The sequence below is a fragment of the Brevibacterium sp. UCMA 11752 genome, assembly GCF_021532235.1.
Taxonomy (GTDB): Bacteria; Actinomycetota; Actinomycetes; order Actinomycetales; family Brevibacteriaceae; genus Brevibacterium; species Brevibacterium antiquum.
In genome coordinates, this window is the sequence record NZ_JACBOS010000003.1 from 112,615 (window position 1) to 131,522 (window position 18,908).

General features: G+C 60.2%; 19 protein-coding genes. 2 read left to right on the forward strand and 17 right to left on the reverse strand.

Features of this window, described 5'->3' with window-relative positions:
• Window positions 1-15: 15 nt before the first annotated feature.
• The 14 genes from HU144_RS00610 to HU144_RS00675 form a co-directional block, all read right to left on the reverse strand.
• Window positions 16-861, reverse strand: a complete 846-nt coding sequence (locus HU144_RS00610; protein ID WP_235349663.1) for a bifunctional 5,10-methylenetetrahydrofolate dehydrogenase/5,10-methenyltetrahydrofolate cyclohydrolase — start codon at window positions 859-861, stop codon at window positions 16-18.
• Window positions 862-923: 62 nt separating this feature from the next.
• Window positions 924-1,793, reverse strand: coding sequence for a formyltetrahydrofolate deformylase (gene purU, locus HU144_RS00615; RefSeq protein ID WP_235352630.1), 870 nt, complete (start codon window positions 1,791-1,793; stop codon window positions 924-926).
• A 31-nt stretch (window positions 1,794-1,824) separates the two neighbouring features.
• Complete coding sequence (locus HU144_RS00620; protein ID WP_235349664.1) at window positions 1,825-2,763, reverse strand: methylenetetrahydrofolate reductase; 939 nt, start codon at window positions 2,761-2,763, stop codon at window positions 1,825-1,827.
• A 305-nt stretch (window positions 2,764-3,068) separates the two neighbouring features.
• A complete protein-coding gene (locus HU144_RS00625) occupies window positions 3,069-3,800 on the reverse strand; it encodes a response regulator transcription factor (RefSeq protein WP_235349665.1) in 732 nt (243 codons plus the stop codon).
• 43 nt (window positions 3,801-3,843) lie between these two features.
• Window positions 3,844-5,082, reverse strand: coding sequence for a GAF domain-containing sensor histidine kinase (locus tag HU144_RS00630; protein WP_235349666.1), 1,239 nt, complete (start codon window positions 5,080-5,082; stop codon window positions 3,844-3,846).
• A gap of 87 nt (window positions 5,083-5,169) precedes the next feature.
• Complete coding sequence (locus HU144_RS00635; RefSeq protein WP_442862636.1) at window positions 5,170-5,781, reverse strand: 4-carboxy-4-hydroxy-2-oxoadipate aldolase/oxaloacetate decarboxylase; 612 nt, start codon at window positions 5,779-5,781, stop codon at window positions 5,170-5,172.
• A gap of 77 nt (window positions 5,782-5,858) precedes the next feature.
• Complete coding sequence (locus HU144_RS00640) at window positions 5,859-6,584, reverse strand: PIG-L deacetylase family protein (protein ID WP_235349668.1); 726 nt, start codon at window positions 6,582-6,584, stop codon at window positions 5,859-5,861.
• A 52-nt stretch (window positions 6,585-6,636) separates the two neighbouring features.
• Complete coding sequence (locus HU144_RS00645) at window positions 6,637-7,413, reverse strand: SDR family NAD(P)-dependent oxidoreductase (RefSeq protein ID WP_235349669.1); 777 nt, start codon at window positions 7,411-7,413, stop codon at window positions 6,637-6,639.
• 2 nt (window positions 7,414-7,415) lie between these two features.
• Window positions 7,416-7,691 (reverse strand): muconolactone Delta-isomerase, encoded by a 276-nt coding sequence (locus tag HU144_RS00650; protein WP_235349670.1) that lies wholly within the window; start codon window positions 7,689-7,691, stop codon window positions 7,416-7,418.
• 62 nt (window positions 7,692-7,753) lie between these two features.
• Entirely contained in the window at window positions 7,754-8,455 is a 702-nt protein-coding gene (locus tag HU144_RS00655; RefSeq protein WP_235349671.1) for an alpha/beta fold hydrolase, read from the reverse strand.
• Window positions 8,456-8,534: 79 nt separating this feature from the next.
• Window positions 8,535-9,920, reverse strand: a complete 1,386-nt coding sequence (locus HU144_RS00660; RefSeq protein WP_235349672.1) for an MFS transporter — start codon at window positions 9,918-9,920, stop codon at window positions 8,535-8,537.
• A 107-nt stretch (window positions 9,921-10,027) separates the two neighbouring features.
• Window positions 10,028-10,909 carry a class III extradiol dioxygenase subunit beta gene (locus HU144_RS00665; protein WP_235349673.1) on the reverse strand — a complete coding sequence of 294 codons (882 nt, stop codon included), beginning with the start codon at window positions 10,907-10,909 and terminating at the stop codon, window positions 10,028-10,030.
• Window positions 10,902-11,294, reverse strand: coding sequence for a protocatechuate 3,4-dioxygenase (locus HU144_RS00670; RefSeq protein WP_235349675.1), 393 nt, complete (start codon window positions 11,292-11,294; stop codon window positions 10,902-10,904). Before HU144_RS00670 ends, HU144_RS00665 begins: the two co-directional genes overlap by 8 nt.
• Window positions 11,295-11,914: 620 nt before the next feature.
• Complete coding sequence (locus HU144_RS00675; RefSeq protein ID WP_235349676.1) at window positions 11,915-13,267, reverse strand: aminomethyl transferase family protein; 1,353 nt, start codon at window positions 13,265-13,267, stop codon at window positions 11,915-11,917.
• Window positions 13,268-13,404: 137 nt separating this feature from the next.
• On the opposite strand from HU144_RS00675, the gene HU144_RS00680 reads away from it, so the two are divergent.
• Window positions 13,405-14,337, forward strand: coding sequence for a LysR family transcriptional regulator (locus tag HU144_RS00680; RefSeq protein ID WP_235349677.1), 933 nt, complete (start codon window positions 13,405-13,407; stop codon window positions 14,335-14,337).
• Window positions 14,338-14,412: 75 nt separating this feature from the next.
• Here the strand turns inward: HU144_RS00680 and HU144_RS00685 are convergent, their stop codons facing one another.
• From HU144_RS00685 to HU144_RS00695, 3 genes are read right to left on the reverse strand one after another with little or no spacing between them, the layout of a single operon-like run.
• On the reverse strand, window positions 14,413-15,123 hold the full coding sequence (locus tag HU144_RS00685) for a response regulator (protein WP_235352631.1): 711 nt from the start codon (window positions 15,121-15,123) through the stop codon (window positions 14,413-14,415).
• The gene (locus tag HU144_RS00690; protein WP_235349678.1) at window positions 15,110-16,813 is read right to left on the reverse strand and encodes an ATP-binding protein; all 1,704 of its coding nucleotides are present in this window, start codon (window positions 16,811-16,813) and stop codon (window positions 15,110-15,112) included. Before HU144_RS00690 ends, HU144_RS00685 begins: the two co-directional genes overlap by 14 nt.
• Before the next feature lie 40 nt (window positions 16,814-16,853).
• Window positions 16,854-17,279, reverse strand: a complete 426-nt coding sequence (locus HU144_RS00695; RefSeq protein ID WP_235349679.1) for a hypothetical protein — start codon at window positions 17,277-17,279, stop codon at window positions 16,854-16,856.
• A 169-nt stretch (window positions 17,280-17,448) separates the two neighbouring features.
• Between HU144_RS00695 and HU144_RS00700 the strand changes: the two genes are divergently transcribed.
• Window positions 17,449-18,834 (forward strand): cation:dicarboxylate symporter family transporter, encoded by a 1,386-nt coding sequence (locus HU144_RS00700; protein ID WP_235349680.1) that lies wholly within the window; start codon window positions 17,449-17,451, stop codon window positions 18,832-18,834.
• Window positions 18,835-18,908: the final 74 nt, after the last annotated feature.

Genomic DNA, 18,908 nt, shown 5'->3' on the forward strand with positions numbered 1-18,908 from the left:
CGGAGGCACTGGGGTTCACCCCGGTCCGTGGCGTCGTCGGTGGGATTCGACGGTCTGACCAAGGAGACAAGCGATGGTCATCGGACCGACGCCGCCCGGCACCGGTGTGATCCAGGAAGCCCGTTCTGCGGCTGCATCGAATTCGACGTCACCGGAGTTATCGGCATAGCCGGCGTCTACCACGACTGCATCTTGTTTGATCCAGTCCCCGGCGATGAGTCCGGGCCGTCCAGCAGCCGCGACCACAACGTCTGCACGAGACACCTGCTGTTTGAGATCTGTGGTCTTCGAATGGCAGTAGGTGACGGTGGCGTTCTCCGCCAACAGCAGAAGCCCCATGGGGATTCCGAGAATTCGGCTGCGACCGACGACTACCGCGCGCCGCCCTGCGAGTTCAATCCCATATTCTTCGAGCAGACGCATGATCCCGCCAGGTGTCGCGGACCGGAATCCCTGCTCCTTGAAAGCCATGGCCGCCAGCGAGCCGGAAGTCACTCCGTCCACATCCTTGCCGGGATCGATCGCTTCGAACACCTGCTTCTCATCGACCTGGACGGGTGCAGGATGCTGCACGAGGATTCCGTCGACGGAGTCGTCTTCGGAGAGTTTGCGCACTTCGCGCGTGACCTGCTCGGTGCTCGACTCCGCAGGCAAGGTGATCTGACGCGGCTCGATGCCAACCTTCTTGCACCGGGCGACCTTCATTCGCACGTAGGTGTGCGAAGCCGAGTCATCGCCGACGATGACTGTTGCCAGCACCGGTCGCTTCCCTGTCCGCTCGGACAGCCGACTCACCTCAGCAATGAGATCGTTGGCGATGGTTTTCGCGGTGGCACCTCCATCGAGGATCTGTGCACTCATGTGACACTTTTCCTTTCAATACTTGATAACTGAGTTCTGCATTGCGGCGACCTGACGGAATGTCAGAAGACAATGGTGGCGTTGCCGTCGCGCAACACGCGATCCTGGCAGTGGGCTTCAACCGCGAATGAAAGTACCCGGCGCTCGACATCGGCGCCCCGACGCTGCAGATCGGATGCGGATTCCTTGTGTGTCACAGGGACGACATCCTGTGCGATGATCGGCCCCTCATCGAGATCCTTCGTCACATAGTGCGCGGTCGCGCCGATCAGCTTGACGCCTCGCTCCTTCGCTTTGCGATAGGGAGCTGCACCAATGAAGGCTGGAAGGAAGGAATGGTGGATATTGATGATCGGGACTCCGACGTCAGCAATGAAATCCTCGGTCAGTATCTGCATATAACGGGCAAGCACTACCAGATCGACGTTGTCGCGCAGCAGTCCAAGGTGCCGTTGTGTTGCTTCGTCGCGTTTCTCCTTATCCACCGGGACATAGAAGTAGGGGATGCCGAATGCTCGGACATCTTCGCTGAGATCAGGATGGTTCGAAATCACCATCGAAATGGTCACTGGGAGTTCGCCCCGGCGCTGCCTCCACAGAAGATCGAGCAGGCAGTGGTCAGACTTCGATGCGAAGACAGCCACTCGCTTGAGCTTCTTCGCCTCGATGAGCTTCCATTGCAGGCCGGTTCCTTCCAAGGCCCCACTGAGTGTTGTTCGAAGTCGCTCGACCTCGACGCTCAGGTTCTCGAGGGAGAACACCGTGCGCTGGAAGTAGCGACCTCCGGCGGGATCTGAGGTGTACTGGTCGAACGCGATGATATTCGCACCGAAGTCCGAAAGGACACTGGTGACCTCTGAGACGATGCCCGGACGGTCAGTGCCATGGACGATGAGGCGGGCAATGTTCGCCTCATCGGGAACTTCCGCCAGCGACTTCCTCGGTATCGAGGCGGTTGCCTTCTCAGCTGTAGCTGTGTTTGTTACCACCGCTGGCGCTCCTCACACTAGAGTCGGATGGTGCTGACGGCCTCGTCAGCGGTAATTCGGCCTGCGCGATGAGATCGCGTCGCCAAGCTTCGGCCCGCGCGAGATCATTGAACGTGAAGATGTGCAGCCCGGTGATCGTGGTGTCGTATTTCGCCAGATCCTGAACCAAGCCGCGGACCAGTCTTGTCGGGGTGTAGCCAGACGGACTGAAGAAGCGCCAGAGCAAGTTCTGCTGCTTCTTGAGGAAGTTCGCCGACTGCCCCAGTCCCAGCCCTGCGGAGATTCGCATGAGCTTCTGTCGACGGACTGGACCGGGCATTCCGACAAAGATGGGAAGTCCGACACCTTCAGCTTTCAGTCGCGAGCCCCATGTGAGGAGTGTGTCCGAGCTGAAGCAGATCTGAGTGAGGATCCGGTCAGCGAACGGCGCCTTGTCGTGAACGGCCTTATTGATCTTCTCGACGGGAAGCAGGGCGTGCCCTTCGGGATACCCGCCGATCCCGATGTTCGAGAACAAATGCCCGCGCGCTTTAAGGGCTTTGAGGAGGTCGAATGCATCGTTGAAGACGCCAGCTGGCTGTTCAGCATCACCGGCGACGACGAAGATTCGGCTTACGCCAGCTGTTTCGAGACGTGTGGCGATCTGGTCGAGCTCTTCTGGGCCCGCAACAAGACGAGCCGGAATGTGCGGGGCGACTATATAGCCCTTCTCCGTGAGCTCGATCGTTGCATTCAGCGTGGGGTCGAGTCCTTTCCCGCCTGTCGCTGTGATCGTCAGAGGTACCTCGGTAGGGACGTTCGCGATGACCTTGGACACCGCGCCCTTAAAAGGCATCACTTCATAGCCGATATTGTCCAGAAGCCGGGCCAGCGCCCGCTTCTCCTGTGGGGTTTTGGCGATCAGTTTAGCCATAGCGGTTCGTCTCTCTTTGCTCTTGAATCGTCAGATCCGATTTGTTTTCGCGTCGTGGAGCGGTGTCCAACCAGCGAGGACGAGTAGTCTGCATCGACTGCGGGACCGTTCCGACTGGCGTTCCGCAACGATTGCGAGACCGCGACAACAAGTGTCACGTGATTCGGTTCACAATCCACTCTAGGAAGGATCAGAATTCAGGAAGTATGGAAATCGGCGCAATCGGACCGAGACGTTTGACGTATCTTTTTGTGATGGATCTTGGACAGAGCAAAGGCTCGATCGAACAGGGATGGCATGCCGGGTCAGTTTGCGGGAGCGATGAGCCCGGCATTGACGGCTAGCAGCGCGGCCTGTGTGCGCGAGGTGAGGTTGAGCTTGCCCAGCATGTTCGACACGTGGGTACGGGCAGTGCGCTCGGAGATGAAGAGTTCGGCAGCGATTTCGCGGTTAGACCTGCCTTCTCCGACCAGCATCAGCACAGTTCTCTCACGCTCGGTCAACGATGAGATTCCTTCGGCTGGCGAGCTCATCATCTGTGTGAGCTTCTTCGCCATGGCCGTATCGATGAAGACCTCGTCTCTGGCGGCAGCTCGAATGGCCGTCGACACCTCGACAGGTCCGGCGTCCTTGAGAAGGTACCCGACCGCACCCAACTGCATGGCAGTGTTCAGCCGCTCGGTTTCGTCGTAGCTGGTGAGAACGACGACCTTGATCTCTGGATGAAGCCGGCGAATCTCCTTCAACGCGCTCAGCCCGTCGAGTCGCGGCATGAGCAGATCCATGATGACGACTTCGGGCATACCGCCGAAGACTTTGAGTTCGGCAAGTTGGTCGAGAGCGTCTTGCCCGTCGACGGCCTCCCCCACGGACTCGATATCGTCGAGCACGTTGATATAGGCCGAAATCCCCATCCGAGCGACGGCATGGTCATCGACGATGAGAACTTTAAGCACGTCATGTTTCGCCGCCGATCCCCGTGACGGGCCCAGTTCGCCAGAAGAACCTTCGCCTCTGTATCTCTTGTGAACATTCATGAGGTGTCCTTACACTTATCGGCGATCATTCGTTGTCGAGTTCCTATCCCCGGTGCGGGATTCGGGCGCGAATTGTTGTTCCACCTGAGTTTCCACCGGTGGAAACCTCGAACTCCCCATCCCAGCGCTCCACGCGCTGCCGCATGAAGGTCAATCCGTTGCCGCCGATAAGCTGGTGGTCGTCACTCGAGGGAGTCGATGTCAGGTCTCCATTGTCGTTGATGTGCAAGTCGATCATGCCCTCCTCGTCGAGTTTGATCCCGAGAGCAATGAGATCTGCTGATGAGTGTTTGACGGCGTTATGGACCGCCTCGGCGAAGACGTAGTAGACATCCTCCGCGAGCTCACTGACGATGTCGTCGACCGCCTCGGCGATATCGGTCTCGAATTTCACTCCGGTCTGCCGGTGTGTGGCCGACTCCAGCTTTGACAGAGCTTCGCGCAGTCCGATCCCGGAGACGGCTGAGGGGCGAAGCTGGGTGACAAGGCCGCGCAGGTCCGCCAGCGCAGAACCAGTGATGTCCACGAGGTCGGTCGTGATCTCCTGGATGCGATCTGAGCTCTCGGTCCGGTCATTAGTGGCGAGGACCTTCAGCGTTTGCGCGAGCATACCCATGGAGAAGACCTGTTGGACAACGGAATCGTGCAGGTCGCGAGCCAGCTGCTGACGTTCCTCACGTTGGACGGCATTGCGCTCCTGCTCGAGCAGGGATGCGTAGTCGATGGCCAGTCCGGCTTGTTCGGCCATCGATACGAGGAAGTCGAATCCTTCGCTGTCGATCTCCTTGCCGGGGGAGACGAAAACATTGAGAATACCGATCGTCGTCTGGCGCGCGGTGATCGGCACCGAAGCGAAAGCATCCCATTCCGGTTCGCGGTGATAGTCGTGCAGCGGTTCCCAAGCTGGACTATTCATCACGACCGCATATCGGTGAGGAAGAATGATCGACTTTCCCGTCCTGAAGACATCCAACATGCGCAAATCAGCTCCGCGCCGCCGGCATTCCATCAGCAGAGCGAAGAACGAGTTGTTCCTTGACGCCGGAAACCCTGCGGTGCCGAGCATGTGCAGTTTGTCGCCGGAGTGTTCGTTGGTCAGCACCTGAACTCCTGCTAGACCATCGGCCTGCACAATTTCCTCCGCCAGAGCGTGCAGCGTCGCAGGCAGCGAACGCTTCGACGCCACCTGTGCTGCGGTTCGTGCCACTGCTGCCGCGTGCCGACCCCGCCTACGCAGAGCTTCGATCTCTGCAGGCGCCAGAGGCTCGGTCGTGGTGGCCATCAGCATCGTCCACTTCTGTGCAGCGGTCCGTGCGCAGGCTGAGGGCGAGTTGTGCGCACTGGACCGTGGTGCCGATGACGGCGCATGCTAGTCGTGGTCGACATACTCAACGCCCAACTCTTCCAGCTTGGGTCGCAAATCGTAGATGTCGACCCCGAGGGCACCTTCGCCGAACTGACCGCGCTTCCGTTCTTCGTTGTCTTCTCTGGCCTCGGCCTTCTGCGCAACCACAGCAGCCTCGGCACGAGGAACCACGACGACTCCGTCATCGTCGGCAACAATGGCATCGCCTGGGTTCACTGCGACTCCCGGCAACTGGATGGGCACATTGATCGAACCGGGATTGAGTTTGTTTGTTCCCTGCGCATGAACAGCCCTGGACCAGACGGGAAATCCCATGTCGGTGAGGTCGGCCACGTCACGCACCCCGGCGTTGATGATCAGACCTGCTGTTCCACGTGCTTGCAGCGCCGTGGCGAAAAGATCCCCGAACATTCCATCAATCGACGGTGAGGTTGTTGTGACGACAAGGACGTCTCCGGGGCCGCACTGCTCGACTGCCGCGTGAATCATCAGGTTGTCCCCGGGGTGGCTGAGCACGGTGATCGCCCGGCCAGCAATGCGAGCCCCGGCGAAGATAGGACGCAGCACAGGTTCGACGAGCCCCCGTTTTCCCATCGCCTCATGGACGGTGGACACTCCCAAATGAGAAAAGGCCTCAAGCGCCGAGGCGGGGGGACCTGAGATGGATCGAGAGCGAACGATTCGGTGGGCGCTCATACGAGATCACCTCCGACGACTGGGAACAGGCGGGCATGTGCCTCGGCGTGGGTGATTGAGCTGTTCCCGCTGTTGCGGACGGCCTGGACACCCCGGCGTACGGCCAACTCCGTATAGTACTCGATGAGGTGGCTCTGTGCGCCCATGCACTGCATGGCTTTAAGCTTAACGTCGAAGACCTCGGTGATGTCGAGGAGGAGATCGACAGAGAAGTTGCACATCTCCGGCTGATGGGGTTCGAACATGAGCACCTGCGGAGCACCAAGAGGCTGGTCCTCGGTCTTATGACCCATGGCTTGAGCGACCATTCGGGACCGCAACAGAACTTCATGAGCCATATTGTGGTCGCGGTTGTAGGGATCGTTGGCGACATGGGTGAGAATCGTGTCGGGCCTGTAAAGGCGGAGAAGGTCGACGACATGGTTGACTGCTTCATCATCGACTTTGAGCGGATAGTCGCCGAGGTCGAGGAAGTCGGTGCCTGCGCCGAGGATCTCTGCGGCAGCGGTGGCTTCAGCCCGTCGCTTTTCTCGCACGGTTTCGATGGTCATGCCATCCTGCTTCCACAGCCCTTGGGATTCGCCCCGTTCCCCGAAGCTCAGGCAGATGACGTGGACGTCGTCACCGCGGGCCGTTGATGCGGCGATTGCTCCGCCTGCTCGCCAGACGAAGTCCCCGGAGTGAGCGCTGAAGACTACGATTGATTTCTTGTCTGTCGTCATAACTGGAATACCACTTTCGTTGGATCTGGCTGATTCATCTGCATTGAGGACCTCATCTCATCAGCCCGCCTCCATCGCAGATCATGGACTGCCCGGTGATGAGGGCACCGTCGGGCGAGGACAGAAAGGCCACGAGACCCGCGAAGTGTGAGGGAGCGACAAACTCTTCGATTGCCTGCTTGTGCATGGTCGAGCTGAACGCTTTTTCACCGGAATGCTCTCTGGTTCCCGGCGTTGCCACCTGAGCGGGCATGACAGCATTGACTGTGACCCTGTCCGGTCCGAATTCTTTGGCCAGAACCCGAGTCATCCCCGTGAGAGCACCTTTGGAGGCGATATATGCCAGTTGGCCAGGATTGCCCATGAAGAAGGTGCGAGATGCCACGTTAATCACGCGACCGCGCCACCGACTGGCTTTTAGCTGCGGGTAGCACGACTGCACCATATGCATCGGTCCGACAGCGTTGACGTCGAAGTACCGATGCATTTTCTCAGAGCTGGTGCGTAGTGAGCTCTCCCGTCCGGACAGGATCCCGGCGCTGTTGACCAGGATGTCGATCCCACCGAACTGTTCGGCAATGTCGTCGACTACCGACTCCACCGCGGCCGCATCGGTGATATCGCACTTGAAGAAGTGATCTCGTTTGTACGTTCCGTTGGGGTCTGTGTGTTCTTTGACATCCAGGCATGCCACAGTGCTGCCCTCTGCGATCAGACGATCAGCGATGGCGCTCCCCAATCCGCCGGAGGCTCCGGTGACGATGGACACCGTTCCCTCAAGCCGATTCGGCGGAGAGGGAAGGACCGTCTGCTCTTCGAGTTGAAACATCGTCACTTCTCCTGAGGATGGGTGGCAAGAGGTTCGACGCTGGCATCCATCCACGCGAATTGCGGAAGGGAAGCCAGAGCATCATGCAGTTCGGTTGCATCGGTTGCAGCCCAGAGCCCAACGGTCGCTTTGCGCCCGGGGACGCGCCAGAGCTTCTTCAGGATGCCGGACTGCCGCAGCTCTTGAGCTCGCTCGCGTTCGGCGGACTTGAGTCCGGCGACTTCGTCTGCGCTCATGGTGCCGGGAAGATTGGTCTCGAAGCGAACCAGGAATTCCATAAAGTGTCCTCAGCAGTAGTGATGGGAAGGGGTCTGGAGCTGTGGCTCGTGCGGATCGGGTCTCAGGCAGCGATTTTGTCGAACAGAGCGGCCAATTCTGATGGGGCGGTAATCATCGCTTCGTGCCCGGTTGCAATCTCGTGGACCGTCCACCCCAGCTCTTCGGCTCTCTCGCGGGATTGTTGGAATACCCGCATCCAGTCGACACATTCGATGAACACTCCCTTCACTCGCTTGTGTGCGCCGGTGAGTGGAAGTGCATCGGTATAGGTCTTCCACGGATGAGGAGTCAGTCGAGGCGCTAGCCAGTCGAGGTCCTCTTGGTTGCTGACACCCAGCTTTTCGAGCGGACGGGTGGGAATCAGCCAGCCGAACCCGGGGCCCTCGACGGATTCGCGGTAGTGATGGGCCACCTCAGCGGGCTGCATGTCGACGGCAGCGCGACCATCGCCGATGAAGGCGTCGAGATGCACTCGGACGGAGATGCGATCAGGCACGGCATCCGCGACTCCGGTGATGACCTGACCGGCATAGCTGTGGCCGACCAGAATGACGTCGTTGAGATCGTAGGTTTCGAGATAACTCACGATATCGGCGATATGCGTGTCGAGACCGACGGCGGGACTGATCAGGTGGGCTCGATCGGAGACTCCGGTCAAGGTGGGCGTGTGGACCTCGTGTTCCGTCTGTTGGAGAAGAGGTACGACCCTCTGCCAGCACCAACCGCCGTGCCAGGCTCCCGAAACCAGTACGAATGTGCTCATAGGACTCTGCTTCCGTGTCGTTGTGTGTTTGCTGTCGTTGTGGGGTGAGCGCCGGGTTCCGACGAAACGGCCCGCCGGTTCAGATCGTGTCGGCCGACGCTCGGTGCAGCCCTACCTTGAGCGCAGCCATCGCTATGAAGCTGATCAGCCCCATCGCCAGGAGGTAGAGGGCGATCGGCGTCGAGCTGTGGAATGCGGCGTAGAGGCTGGTGCCGATGAGCGGCATGAACCCGCCTCCGAGGATCGATCCGATCTGATAGGCCACAGACGCTCCGGAATAGCGGACTTCGGCGGGGAAGAGTTCGGCGATAAGGGTGGCCTGAGGCCCGGCCATCAAGGATTGGACTAACAGCAGTACTGCGAAGGCGACGGCAATGGAGAGCCAGTTGCCGGTGTCGATCAGCCAGAAGAAGGGGAAGGCCCAAACCACCAGCAGGCCTGCACCCCAGAGGAACACCGACTTCTGCGTGAACTTGTCCGCGAGAACTGCTCCGAGCGCCACCATGACGAGGTGACAGACCGCACCCCAGAGGATCAGCGCCAACATGACATTCTGGGAGACGCCGTCCGCGCCGAGGTTTTCACGATGGGAGAGCATCCACACCGAATACATGTAGCCAAGGGCCGGGCAAGCGATCGAGATGGCTCCGGCCAACAGTACGGTCCCCGTGTGCTTGCGAAACAGGTCGATCATGGGTGCCTTGGAAACGGTCTTCTTCTGCTTGACATCCTTGAACGCTGGAGAGTCCTCGACCTGAACACGAATCCACATTGCGATGATCACCAACAGCGCGCTGATGAGGAACGGCACCCGCCACCCCCAGCTCTGGAAGGCCTCGGGCGACATGATGTTCGAAACCACGATGAAGACGAGGTTGGCTCCGATGATGCCCAGTGGCAGACCCATCTGCGGGAATGCTCCGTAGAGGGCCCGACGATTGCTCGGCGAGTACTCAACCGCCATGAGCACCGCGCCGCCCCATTCGCCTCCGACGCCGATGCCCTGGAGGAGACGGAGGACGACGAGCAGGATGGGAGCCCAGATTCCGATTGACTCATAGTTCGGCAGCAGGCCGATGAGCACGGTCGCAGATCCCATCAGCAGCATCGACACCAAGAGCATGGCCTTGCGGCCGATTCGGTCGCCGTAGTGGCCCATGATGAGTCCGCCCAGAGGGCGGGCGAGGAAGCCGACTGCGAAAGTTCCGAATGCTGCGAGGGTGCCGAGGATCGGATTGTCGCCAGCAGGGAAGAACTGCGGCCCGAAGATGATCGCGGCTGCTGAACCGTAGATGAAAAAGTCATACCATTCGATGGCGGTTCCCACGAGAGAGGCACCCAGCACCTTGCGCCGTTCCTGCACTGTGGGTACCTGCCCGGTTATCGGTGTCGCGGTCGAGGTGTGCTGAGTCGCCGCATTGACGCTGTCATCATTGACAGCCTCGGAAGCTTGGTGCTCATTCATGTCTTAGTCCTTAGTCACTATGCACAGCCGCAGTGGGCACCGGCACACTCCCCTTAAGGAACCGTTACGTGGTGCCCGCTGCTCTGTTGCCATGGTTGACGGATCGATCACTGCGCAGTTGCAGCGGCCGTATTCTCTTCGGCCGATGTCTCGGCGGCGAACAGCGCCAATGCTGCCGCGGTGTTAGAAGCCGGCACATGGTATGTGTCGTGGACTCGGCGAATGTTATCGCCCAGTGCACCCCTCATGATCAGCCACATGATCATCTCGATGCCTTCCGAACCTGCCTGCTCGACATATTCGGCGCGAGTGATCTGGGAGAGCGATTCGGGGTCGGTTTCGATCTTCTCGAGGAAGTTGCGGTCGAACTCCTGGTTGATCAGCCCCGCCCGCTCGCCGGAGAGCTGGTGGGACATTCCGCCTGTGCCGAAGACGGCAACCTTGATGTCCTGTGGGAACGAGAGAATCGCACGTCCGAGGGCCTCGCCCAGGGCCAAGCAGCGTTCTGCCGTCGGCTGTGGGTACTGCAGGACGTTGACCAGCATCGGCACCACTCTGCAGGGCCAGGCATCTCCGGGATTCGGGGTATAGACCGAGAGGGGAACCGTCAGCCCATGATCGACGTCGAGTTCTTGCAGCACGGTCATGTCGAACCCTTCGTCCACCAGGTTGACCAGGATGTGTTCGGAGAGTTCAGCATCACCAACGATATTCGGTACCTGACGCGGCCCGTAGCCTTCGTCTGCCACATCGTAGTGCTCAGCTGTTCCGATCGAGAACGTCGGAATCATCTCCAAACCGAGAGCGTTGGCGTGGTCGTTGTAGACCACGATCGCCACATCCGGCTTGTGCTCGGCCATCCATTCGCGGGCCGGCTGGTAGCCGTCGAAGAGCGGCTTCCACAGCTCGTCCTCCGTCTTCTCGTTGTCCATCGCGGCACCGATCGAGGGTACGTGGGATGTTGCGAGTCCCCATGTGATCTCAGCCAAAGTTCCGTCCTCCTGCTTTCAGCTCAGCCTTGAACTGTTCTGTGCTCATCCCGGTGAAGACTCCACCGAGGTCCTGCATCGACTTCTTATCGATGGCGGCGAGCTTGATGACGTAGAAGATCGACCCGCCGATTTCGGTCATCTTCTTCCAATCGCGGTCGAGGACCGCCGTTTTCTGTTCGGCACTGAGTTCGTGCTTGTCACAGTAGGCGGCCTCATCGACGCTGAAGAGCTCGCGGTTCTTCGGCTCTTTCAGCGAATACAGCATTTTGTTGAGGGCACGTCCCTGACGACTCATCTGAGTGTCGTAGACGTGGGTCCCTTCAACCTTTGGGGTGTAGGACGACACGATGTCTCCCTTGTCAGTGTTGGCATGTACTGTCATGTCGGTGATACAGCTCACTTCTTGAGCCTAGGGAGCGAGCCCGCGGTGGGCATCGGCTCATCGACCCGCCCGATCCGCGACATTTGTCTCGATTACCTCAGCTACGTCGCTGCACCTCCTGCTGCCCGGGCACCGAGATGGATTCGTCGCTTCGCCAATCTGGCTCCTCGATGTTTCAGAGAAGTTCCTTCGCACGTGCAGCATTGAGCTAGCCGGAAGGAGTTTGGTCCAGGGGCTCCCGGATTCTGATGGATCGAGGCTTCTTATAAACGGCGAATTCAGCACCTATCCAGGCCGGCAAGTCATGCGACGTGACGTTTGAGTCGGCCTGCACCGCCACGATCGTTGAGACCTTCTCTCCGCCGGTGTTGATCGATGCCGAACCCCGTCCGAGAGTCCTCAGTGATATCAGCAATGAGGAGCAGTCGATGGCAACGCCGCACCTGCTTCGCTAGGACATTCAGCAGTTCAATTCCTCAAGCCCTTGATCCCCACAGGCCCGTAGATTTCGCTGCTGGCAGTATCCCCTGCAGAACCCTCTCGTCCGACCCCGGCGCCCTGCTACGCCAAACCGGCATGAGGCGATAGAGCCGACCGAGGGGAAAATCAGTGCTCGGCGATCAGTCCTTGCGGTAGTTTTCGCGGGCGAATGCCGAATACGGAGCAGATTCCACGGTAGCGCGGATGTTCACCTGGCGATGCGCTTCCACCGCCGGTTTCGCGGAGACCGGGTCCTCTCCCCACACAACCGTGACTTTGGTGCCGAGTTCCGCGAATTCGTTGTCGATGCTCGCCAACGAGACGAAAGCCTGTTCATTTGTGATGTACCCAGGGTCATGTGAGATTCCAACTTCCTTGCCGTCAACGAGGACTCGATCTACCTGGTATTGACCGTAGCGAGATTTAGGGAAATCGATGTACTTCGCGGGAACCCCCGGCTCGAATTGAGTCTGGATAGCAGCCGCAACATCGGATGGCTCCCACAGCAGGGTGACCTTCTGTCGTGGCGGCTCCTCGGCAAGGCGCTGAAGTGCGGCCTTGCCGATAAACTCGTGGTCGAATTTCACGCTTCGCCCATATCCCAGGTCGAATGGCGTGAGATAGAAGTCCTCAACCCTGTCCGAGTCAAAACTTCCGGCGAGAGATCCTGCGCGATCGGCGGGCAGCCACTCACGGTATCCCTCGGTTCCTTCGCCGCTGAAGATCGCAGGGAACGGTGAGGGAACCCATGCCGACTCGAGGTTCGAGGACGAGTAAGCTTTCGAACCGACGAGGACCAGGTCGAGACCTTCGCCAGCCTTGACCAGTGCCGATCGAATGCGCTCGCCCTCGCTCCAGGGCCCAAAGAGTTCGAAACCGGGCTGTCCAGCCATGCCATGACGCAGCGAACGGACCCGCAGTCCGTCGATGACGAAGTCGGTCATTCCGAAGAAACGGGTCTGCGGCACCTCACAGCCGGTGGCGCTTTCCATGAGTTCGAGTGCACGCGGTCCTTGCACCTCGTAGCGGTACTGTATTGGGTCGCCCGTGCGTACTGCAGAACTGGCGTCACGCTCGAAGGTGACATCGTAACCGCCGATTTCTCCGTGGTATTGCAGCCAGTCCAGAACCATGTGCCAGCCGACTAAGTCGAACGACTGCTCCTCGAGGTAGAAGAGAATGGCATCGCCGATGAGGTACCCCTCGTGGTTGACCGCGATGAACTGCTTTGCCTTGTTGGGTGTGAACTTTTCAAAACTGTTCACCGCGACGTCGGAGAGCAGCTTCAGGGCATCGGGGCCCTTGATGAATAGGTCGGACATATGATGCGACTGATCGAGTAGTGCAACGGAGTTGCGCCACGACTTCTGCTCAGATCGCCAGTTGGTGAACTCTGGCTGCACCGGGAAGATGGTGGGCTTCGCCTGCGCATTGCGCAACAGTGAAATTGCTCCGCCTGCGCGCTGTATGGCTTCTGCCAGTGATTCCGTCATGGGCACTCCTTTGTGGGCCTTGATTCTTACCGTTATAGACGATACCTATGGTCAGTGATTAGAATTATTAGATTTCCTTATGTGTAGTATTCGATTACGTTCATCGATGGGCATCTGAAATAAAGGCAGGCAATGCTGTGGATCTGAATCTGTTGCGCATCTTCATCGCGGTATATGAAACTCGGAGCCTCACCGAGGCGGCGAATCGATTGTTCATCACTCAACCGGCAGTCAGTCAGGCACTTGGCCGGCTCAGACGCAGTCTGGATGATTCGCTGTTTGAGAGAAGCGGTAGGGGCATGGCTCCGACCCCTCTGGCGCACAGCATCTACCCTGATTTTCACGGTTCCTTGTTAGCCATCGATCGAACCTTGGACACCGTGCATGGATTCGATCCCGCGTCATCGGACCACCACTTCCGCATCGCGATGTCTGAGTTGGGTGAGGTTGGATACTTTCCCGCCCTCTACTCCGCAGTCAGCGACGCCGCTCCGAAGGTCACGGTGGAGGTCGTTCCCATAGATGTGTCACAGCTGTCGGCTTGGCTCTCACGCGGCACCATCGATCTGGCCATTTCTCCGATGCTGCCGAACGGCAGCCTCGATCAAAGACTTCTCAAGATCGAAGACTACGTCGCGCTGCTGAACCAGAACAACGAACTGGCGACCGGTGAACTGACGGTGCAGCAACTCCTAGACTCCGAGCGCGCAGTCGTTACTGGAGACTCGGGGAGCCTGAACCTCCAAACAGGACTCAATCGAATGGGCAGTGGCAGCGGAAAGGTGGTGACCGTCCATCGCTTCTCCTCGATTCCTCCTCTGCTCAGCGCCTGCGAGAAAGTGCTGGCAATAGTGCCCGAATCGATTGCCGAGGGTTGGGCTGCCACTTGGCCACTGACATGGCGACCACTGCCTTTTGATCTTCCACCTACCGAGATCTCTCTGCTTAGGCGCATGACTCTGCAGCATACTTCGGCATTGGATTGGCTCCATCAAAAGGTGCTGCGGACCTTGAGCGGAAAGCAGGGCGAGTTCTCCTCAATTGGTGCATCACCTCCGCCCAAAACTTGATCTGGTTGACCACTGACCGTACGGACCACCGGCCGGTGTCAAGCACCGAGTTCGAGCCACCAAGAACGATTTCCCTCACACCCACCGGTACTCATACTCGGGCCGGCCCGGCGTCCCGTGTCGTGGCTGTTTGACCGCCTGCTTCGTCTTCACCAGATGCTCCAGGTACCGGCGCACCGTCACCCGAGAGAGCTCCAAGGTCGTTGCCACCTCCGTGGCCGACACAGCAGAGTCAGCATCCCGCACGACACCAGAGATCGCTGTCAGAGTCTCCTCGATCAACCCCTTGGGCAAGCGACCTGACGAGACCGAACGCAGGGCGCTGAGCGCATTGTCGACGGAGGCCTGCGTGGCCAAGGAACCGGCGCCGGCACCGTCAAGGTTGAGGCGGAAGTCCCGCTGGTTCTCCAGCTTCTCGCGGAAGATGGTGAAGGTGAACGGTTTGATCAGATACTGCGTCACCCCGCTCGAGATCGCGGACCGGATGACCTGCAGGTGGCGTACCGCAGTGATCGCGATGATGTCGGCACCGTAGCCCTTGGCGTTCATGCGTTTGGCCACGTCGAGCCCGTGCGAATCGGTGAGATTCATGTCCAGCAGCACGATGTCGACCGGCTCCCCACTCACTCCGAAAGCCTCAAACTTCTCGAGCGCATCGTGGCCGGACAGGCAGGTGCCGGCGACGACGAATCCGGGCACCCGGCGCACGAAGTCCGCGTGAGCCTCGGCAGTCATCGGGTCGTCTTCGACGATGAGCACCCGCAGGTCGCGTTCATCGGCCATCATCGCCTCCTCCCCGTTGGTTCCCGGCATCGTTGCTACCCTCGCCGAGGCTATCGGCAGTCAGCGGCAATGTCACCGTGAAGATCGCTCCCCCGTCGGATTCGACCTCGAGATCTCCGCCGAGTCTCGTCACAGCCTGGCGCACCAGCACCAATCCGAACCCGCGCCCACCGGATCCAGCCGAAGCAGCCTTCGCAGAGGTGCCGAGATGGAAGATCGCGTCGATCTCCTCCGTGTCGATGCCCGGCCCCGAGTCCGCAACCGTAATGATGAGCTCACCGTCGGCGGCGACGAAGTCCGCCCACACATGTCGCTCTTCAGAGTCCGCTGCAGCATCGAAGGCGTTGTCGAGGAGGTTGCCGGCCACGGTGACCAGGTCGCGAGCGTCCAGGCTGCTCGGCGGAAGCTCACCGACAGCGGTGACGGTCAGCTCGATCCCGCGCTCGTGAGCCTGGGCGGCCTTGCCGATCATGAGTGCCGTAATGAAGGGCTCGTCAAGGGAATCGACGAACGAATCGGTCAGCCGCTGCGACTCCTGCTGATCCCGAACTGCGAAGTCCAGGGCCTCCCGCGAACGCCCCAGTTCAATCAACGTCGCCACGGTATGCAGACGGTTCGAATGTTCATGAGTCTGGGCCCGCAGCGCCTCGGACAGGGTCCGCATCGTCTCGAGTTCACCGGTGAGTTCCTGAATGTCCGTACGATCGCGCAGAGTTGCCACTGTTCCTCCAGAACTGGAGCTGGAACCGAGCGCACCACGATCGGGCTGGCTCGCCTGCTTCTGGTTGACCACGAGCACCCGGTCACGGGTCAGGTGGATCTCATCGACGGCATCCCGACCCGACGACAACAACGATGACACGGACTGAGGCAGGGCCACCTCGGCGAGGGGGATGGGGGTGCGCTCGTCCGGCTCGGGCAGACCCAGCAGCTCAGCGGCCTCATCGTTGTAGAGGACCAGCTGCCCATCATCGTCGACGAGGATGAGGCCCTCGCGCAGCGAATGCAGCGCGGAGTCGTAGAACGCGAACAGGGACTTGAGCTGCTCGGGCCCGTAGCCGAGGGTGACTCGGCGCAGATAGCGGCTAAGTATCCAGGAGCCCAACCCACCGAGACCGATCGCGGCGAGGCCGACGATGATGATCTGCGGCAGTGCGGCAGCCCGGGCCACCGACAGGGTCTTCAGCGTCACCCCGACCGCGACCATGGCCGTGACCTCGCCGGATGAGTCCGTGACGGGCACGATCGCGCGTACGGACTCCCCCAGCGTGCCCTCATACTCCTCGACCTGGCTCTCACCGGACAGCGCTTGATCGATGCTGCCGATATAGTCCTTGCCCAGCTGCCGGGGGTCCGGGTGCGTGTAGCGGGTGCGGTCGCGGTCCATGATCGTCACGAAGTCGACCTCGGCGGTGTCGATGACGGTCAACGCATAGGGCTGGAGCTGCGCCGAGGCATCGGCATCCTCCACCGAGGAGATGACGAAGGGGTCATGGGCCAGGGTCTCGGCGATGGAGAGCACCCGCTCCGAGGTCGCCTGCCGGGCAGAGCCCAGCGTCGAGACGTAGCTGGTGATGGACAGTGCGACGCAGACGACGGCGATGAGCGCCAGCTGCATGAAGAAGAGCCTGCGCGCCAACGTGCCGCTGCGCCGCCGGTGCCGGGTACGGCCGAGCGTCCCCGATGCCTTCACTGCCCAATTGCCCCTTCGTCGATGACGATGCCGCCCTCGACTATTTCTTGAGCTTCTTCTTTTTCTTGTCTCCGGTGGTGAACATCAGAGCCAGCCCGATTGCGGCCAGCCAGGTGTCCTTGGCCACGGCGGTGCCGGACTCGGAGGGGCGGATGCCGTCGTCTTGGGTCATGGAGTCAATTGCGAAGTAGTTCGCAACGAGCCCGGCGGAGAACGTCGTCAGAGCGGCTCCGGCGATGCGGGTGGGTACGAAGGGCAGCAGCAGTGCGGCACCCACGGCGATCTCACCGTAGGACAAGAACTTCCCGAACTGGGCGGGAGTCATCTCTTCAACGAACGGGACACCATTGGCAGCCATCTGCTGCAGGCCGGCGGCGGATTCCTCATCGAGGCCGAGTTTGCCGATGCCGGAGTTGAGGATGAACGCACCGGGAACGGCGCGCAGAAGTGCTGTATCGAGTCTCATGAGTATTCCCTTCGTTTCGTCATGTCGTACAGCCCCACAATAGTCGACGATGTGATCGCGGCCATGAACACTATGAACGCAACCGAGACAGCCGTCACAGTCTCTGGAATGCTCATGGAGAAATTCTTCGCGGCCCGATGTCGCGAGCACCACCACTCAAGGAGGAGACATGGCAACGTTGCCATCAGACAACACCGTCGCCGAGGCGGATCCCACCCCACCGCAGCGCAAGAAGGACCGTACGCACTGGCTCTACATCATGGTCATCATCGCCGTGTTCGCCGGTGCCGCCATCGGACTCATCGCCCCCGAAGCCGGTAAGGCGCTCGAACCGCTGGGCAAGGCCTTCATCGCACTCATCAAGATGATCATCGCCCCGATCATCTTCTGCACCATCGTCCTCGGCGTCGGCTCCGTGGCCAAGGCGGCCACCGTGGGCAAAGTCGGCGGCATCGCTTTGATCTACTTCCTCATCATGGCCACCTTCGCCCTGGTCATCGGCCTCGTCGTCGGCAACCTCATCCACCCGGGTGAGGGTCTCAAGCTCGAACCCTACGAGGCAGCCGCCGGCGGGGAATCCAACGGGACCGTTGACTTCCTCATGAGCCTCATCCCCGGTGACATCGCGGTCCTGCCGACCTTGGTCCTCGCCCTCCTCGTCGGATTCGCCCTGCAGTCGATGGGCAAGGCCGGCGAACCGGTCCTCAAGGGCATCGGTCACATCCAGGCCGTCGTCTTCAAGCTCATGATGATGATCATGTGGGCCGCTCCCGTCGGTGCCTTCGGTGCCATCGCCGCAGTCGTCGGCAAGACCGGTTGGGCCGCGATCGGTGCGATGGCAACCCTCATGGGTGCCTTCTACCTCACCTGTGCCCTGTTCATCGTCATCGTCCTGGGCTCCATCCTCAAGGTCGTCACCGGCCTCAACATCTTCCTGCTGCTCAAATACCTGGCTCGTGAGTTCCTGCTCATCTTCTCCACCTCCTCGTCCGAGTCGGCTCTGCCGCGTCTGATCGCGAAGATGGAACACGCTGGAGTCTCGAAGCCCGTCGTCGGAATCACCGTGCCCACCGGGTATTCGTTCAACCTCGACGGCACCGCCATCTACCTGACCATGGCCTCGCTGTTCGTCTCCAGCGCCATGGGCATGCCGATGAGCCTGGGCGAGCAGATCTCGCTGCTGGTGTTCATGATCATCGCCTCGAAGGGTGCCGCCGGCGTCTCCGGTGCGGGACTGGCAACTCTGGCCGCGGGCCTGCAGTCACACCGCCCCGAACTCCTCGACGGCATGGGAGTCATCGTCGGTATTGATAAGTTCATGTCCGAGTGCCGTGCCCTGACGAACTTCACCGGCAACGCCGTGGCCACCCTGCTCATCGGCAAGTGGACCCACGAGATCGACATCGACCAGGCTCGTGCGGCTCTCAATGGCTCCAGCCCGTTCGACGAGCAGTCGCTTGAGCCTGATGTTCACGGTTCGGCTCCAGAGGCCACCCCATCGGCCGCGGTTGCCGACGAGCCGGATGAGAAGGGCCGGGTCACCGTCAACGCCTGATCGCCGAAGCAGCAGTCACCACCGATGCGGGTGCCGACACTCCCCAACAGGGAGTATCGGCACCCGCGTTGTTT

Coding starts and splice junctions, on each gene's coding strand:
- HU144_RS00610 (WP_235349663.1), bottom strand. CDS start 861: ATGAGTGCACAGATCCTCGATGGAGGTGCCACCGCGAAAACCATCGCC.
- HU144_RS00620 (WP_235349664.1), bottom strand. CDS start 2,763: ATGGCTAAACTGATCGCCAAAACCCCACAGGAGAAGCGGGCGCTGGCC.
- HU144_RS00625 (WP_235349665.1), bottom strand. CDS start 3,800: ATGAATGTTCACAAGAGATACAGAGGCGAAGGTTCTTCTGGCGAACTG.
- HU144_RS00630 (WP_235349666.1), bottom strand. CDS start 5,082: ATGGCCACCACGACCGAGCCTCTGGCGCCTGCAGAGATCGAAGCTCTG.
- HU144_RS00640 (WP_235349668.1), bottom strand. CDS start 6,584: ATGACGACAGACAAGAAATCAATCGTAGTCTTCAGCGCTCACTCCGGG.
- HU144_RS00645 (WP_235349669.1), bottom strand. CDS start 7,413: ATGTTTCAACTCGAAGAGCAGACGGTCCTTCCCTCTCCGCCGAATCGG.
- HU144_RS00650 (WP_235349670.1), bottom strand. CDS start 7,691: ATGGAATTCCTGGTTCGCTTCGAGACCAATCTTCCCGGCACCATGAGC.
- HU144_RS00655 (WP_235349671.1), bottom strand. CDS start 8,455: ATGAGCACATTCGTACTGGTTTCGGGAGCCTGGCACGGCGGTTGGTGC.
- HU144_RS00660 (WP_235349672.1), bottom strand. CDS start 9,920: ATGAATGAGCACCAAGCTTCCGAGGCTGTCAATGATGACAGCGTCAAT.
- HU144_RS00670 (WP_235349675.1), bottom strand. CDS start 11,294: ATGACAGTACATGCCAACACTGACAAGGGAGACATCGTGTCGTCCTAC.
- HU144_RS00675 (WP_235349676.1), bottom strand. CDS start 13,267: ATGACGGAATCACTGGCAGAAGCCATACAGCGCGCAGGCGGAGCAATT.
- HU144_RS00685 (WP_235352631.1), bottom strand. CDS start 15,123: ATGATGGCCGATGAACGCGACCTGCGGGTGCTCATCGTCGAAGACGAC.
- HU144_RS00695 (WP_235349679.1), bottom strand. CDS start 17,279: ATGAGACTCGATACAGCACTTCTGCGCGCCGTTCCCGGTGCGTTCATC.
- HU144_RS00700 (WP_235349680.1), top strand. CDS start 17,449: ATGGCAACGTTGCCATCAGACAACACCGTCGCCGAGGCGGATCCCACC.